General features: G+C 65.5%; 5 protein-coding genes. 4 read left to right on the top strand and 1 reads right to left on the bottom strand.

Annotated elements, in window-relative coordinates; translation table 11 throughout:
- The first annotated feature begins 75 nt into the window (after positions 1-75).
- The 4 genes from AB4Y86_RS16550 (at position 76) to AB4Y86_RS16565 (ending at position 2139) form a co-directional block, all read left to right on the top strand.
- Positions 76-630 (top strand): GNAT family N-acetyltransferase, encoded by a 555-nt coding sequence (locus AB4Y86_RS16550; RefSeq protein ID WP_441403264.1) that lies wholly within the window; start codon positions 76-78, stop codon positions 628-630.
- Between the two features lie 21 nt (positions 631-651).
- Positions 652-1056, top strand: coding sequence for a VOC family protein (locus AB4Y86_RS16555; protein ID WP_441403265.1), 405 nt, complete (start codon positions 652-654; stop codon positions 1054-1056).
- A gap of 67 nt (positions 1057-1123) precedes the next feature.
- Positions 1124-1669 (top strand): acyl-CoA thioesterase, encoded by a 546-nt coding sequence (locus AB4Y86_RS16560; protein WP_441403266.1) that lies wholly within the window; start codon positions 1124-1126, stop codon positions 1667-1669.
- A 65-nt stretch (positions 1670-1734) separates the two neighbouring features.
- Complete coding sequence (locus tag AB4Y86_RS16565) at positions 1735-2139, top strand: thioredoxin family protein (protein WP_441403267.1); 405 nt, start codon at positions 1735-1737, stop codon at positions 2137-2139.
- 19 nt (positions 2140-2158) lie between these two features.
- Here AB4Y86_RS16565 and AB4Y86_RS16570 read toward each other — a convergent pair whose 3' ends face one another.
- Complete coding sequence (locus AB4Y86_RS16570; protein ID WP_441403268.1) at positions 2159-2437, bottom strand: putative quinol monooxygenase; 279 nt, start codon at positions 2435-2437, stop codon at positions 2159-2161.
- Positions 2438-2554 lie beyond the last annotated feature (117 nt).

A 2554-nucleotide genomic window follows, 5' to 3' on the forward strand; every position in this document is an offset into this window, starting at 1 on the left:
CGGCATGGGCGAATGCTCGGTGCCGATCGGCGGGCTGTCGGCGGCGGCCGGGAAGATCCAGAAATATTGGGACCAATGATTGACGGCGGCGGCGGGCTGGCGGCGGAGCTGCCCGGCGACGTTACGATCAGGGTGCTTAGAAGCTCCGACGCGGAGCGGCTGGGCGCCGCCTACCGGCGGAACCGGCAGCATCTGGCCCCGTGGGAGCCCCTCCGCAGCGCCGAGTTCTTCACGACGGCGGGCCAGCACGCCAACATTGGTGAAAAACTCGGCTCGCTCGCCGCCGGGACCGGCCTGCCGTGGATCCTGCTGGCGGGCGACCGGGCCGTGGGCGCCATGGCGCTGACCGGGATGGTGCGCGGTCCGTTCCTCAGCGCCAACCTCGGCTACTGGGTGGACCAGGAATTCAGCGGCCAAGGCATCGCCTCGGCCGCTGTGGGCCACGTTATCGAGGCGTCCCGGACCCGGCTTGGCCTGCACCGGATCCAGGCCGCCACGCTGAAGCACAACGCCGCCTCCCGCAGAGTGCTGGAGCGCACCGGCTTCCGCGAAATCGGGCTGGCCCCGGAGTACCTGCAGATCGCCGGCTCCTGGCAGGACCACGTCCTGTTCCAGCGCATCCTGCACTGAGCCGCGTGCAAGACTCGGAACGTGGCTGACGAATCCCTCGGTGCCTTGCACCATGTCGAACTGTGGGTGCCGGACCTGGGCCGGGCGCGGGACGAATGGGGCTGGCTGCTGTCCGGACTCGGCTACGACCAGTATCAGGACTGGCCCCGAGGGCGGAGCTGGCGGCGCGGATCCACGTACATCGTCGTCGAGGAGTCCCCGGCCCTGAGCGGCCGGACCCACCGCCGGACCGCGCCCGGGCTGAACCACCTGGCGTTCCACGCCGGAACCCGGCAGCAGGTGGACATGGTGGCCGCGGATGCTCCCGCGAACGGCTGGACCGAACTGTTCCCGGACAAATATCCGCACGCCGGCGGTCCGGAACACTTTGCCGCGTACCTGGTGAATTCGGATGGTTTCGAAGTGGAACTCATCGCCGCCGGCTGATGAGCTGGCGGGGATCGGTACCGGGAACTGCTTGGCACTGTTGTTACTCGTGAGTAACATAGATCCCATGCATCTGCTGCTCCGCACCCTGATCTTGCTGATCCAGTCCGCCCGACGCTCCCCGCTGAGCATTTGGGAGACGTCCTCGCTGCCGCTTCGCGTGCTGCCCACGGACATTGACATCGCGATGCATGTCAATAACGGCATGTATTTCTCGCTGATGGACCTGGGCCGGTTCGACCTGATGGCGCGCAGCGGCACCTGGAAGACCATCCGCGGGCGCGGCTGGACGCCGGTGGTGGCGGGGGAGACCATCGCCTTCCGCCGCTCCCTGCAACTGTGGCAGCGCTACACGATCGAGACCAAGGTCATCGGCCTCGACGAGAAGGCCATCTACTTCGAGCAGCGCATGGTGGTCGACGGCGAAATTTATGCCCGTGCGCACATTGCCACCCGGCTGGTCAGCAAGGGCAAACCGGTCAGCCAGGACGAGATCATCCGCGAATTCGGGGAGCCTCCGGCGGACCTGGAACTGCCGGAATGGATTCACGACTGGCGCGAAACCAACGCACTGCCGGGTGCGCGCCGTCCGGCTCCGCACGTCTGGGCCTAAGCCCGCAGGATTTGCCAAGAGCGAAAAGCAGGCAACTTTCGCAGCGGCTCGCGTACCGTTGAAGCATGGCAACGGTAAACATTACAGGTGAACAGTTCGCATCGACCGTCGAGGGCAACGATATTGTCCTCGTAGACTTCTGGGCCGAATGGTGCGGCCCGTGCAAGCAGTTTGGTCCCACGTACGCGGCCGTCTCGGAGAAGCACCCGGACGTGGTGTTCTCCAAGGTGGATACCGAAGCCGAACAGCAGCTCGCCGCCGAGGCCGGCATCACCTCGATCCCCACGCTGATGGCTTTCCGCGAAAAGGTCCTGGTCTTCTCCCAGCCTGGCGCCCTGAACGCCCAGCAGCTGGAGCAGGTGGTTGACGCCGTCAAGGGCCTGGACATGGCGGAAGTCCACGCGCACGTGGCGCGCTCGCAGGCTGAGGCCGCCGCCCCTCAGGACGGCACCCAGATCCCTGACGCCTAGGTCGGCTCCAGCAACTGACTTAGAGTTTTTCCAATTTGACGGGCTCGGCCAGCAGTGCACTCAGGGACTCGTTCAGATCCTGGAGCGCCGTCCCCTTGGCGTGCTTGTCCAGGTCCTCCTGCGAGGCCCACTGCTCGGTCAGTACCAGCTTGTCCTCGGCCGCCTCGGTCAGTTCGTAGCGGAGACAGCCCGGCTCGTTCACCACCTCGTCGATCGCGATTTCCAGGGCAAGCTTCACTCGGAAGAATTCGCCGTCGTTCGGGATGAAAGTGGCCCGCAGGTCAATGGGTGCGCTCATGGCTTTCACCCTACCGGGCGCTCGCGCCGGGGCCGGAAAATGTTCCGGACATTTCCTAGGACTTCCACGTATTACCCTTCTCATGCCGCCGCAGTGTTGGTAGCGTCACACCATGCT

It is taken from the genome of Arthrobacter sp. 2YAF22_2 (assembly GCF_052114645.1).
Classification (GTDB): domain Bacteria; phylum Actinomycetota; class Actinomycetes; order Actinomycetales; family Micrococcaceae; genus Arthrobacter.

Excerpts from the sequence above, each read along its gene's own strand:
- AB4Y86_RS16565 (WP_441403267.1), top strand. The coding sequence starts at position 1,735 with ATGGCAACGGTAAACATTACAGGTGAACAGTTCGCATCGACCGTCGAG.
- AB4Y86_RS16560 (WP_441403266.1), top strand. The coding sequence starts at position 1,124 with ATGCATCTGCTGCTCCGCACCCTGATCTTGCTGATCCAGTCCGCCCGA.
- AB4Y86_RS16550 (WP_441403264.1), top strand. The coding sequence starts at position 76 with ATGATTGACGGCGGCGGCGGGCTGGCGGCGGAGCTGCCCGGCGACGTT.
- AB4Y86_RS16570 (WP_441403268.1), bottom strand. The coding sequence starts at position 2,437 with ATGAGCGCACCCATTGACCTGCGGGCCACTTTCATCCCGAACGACGGC.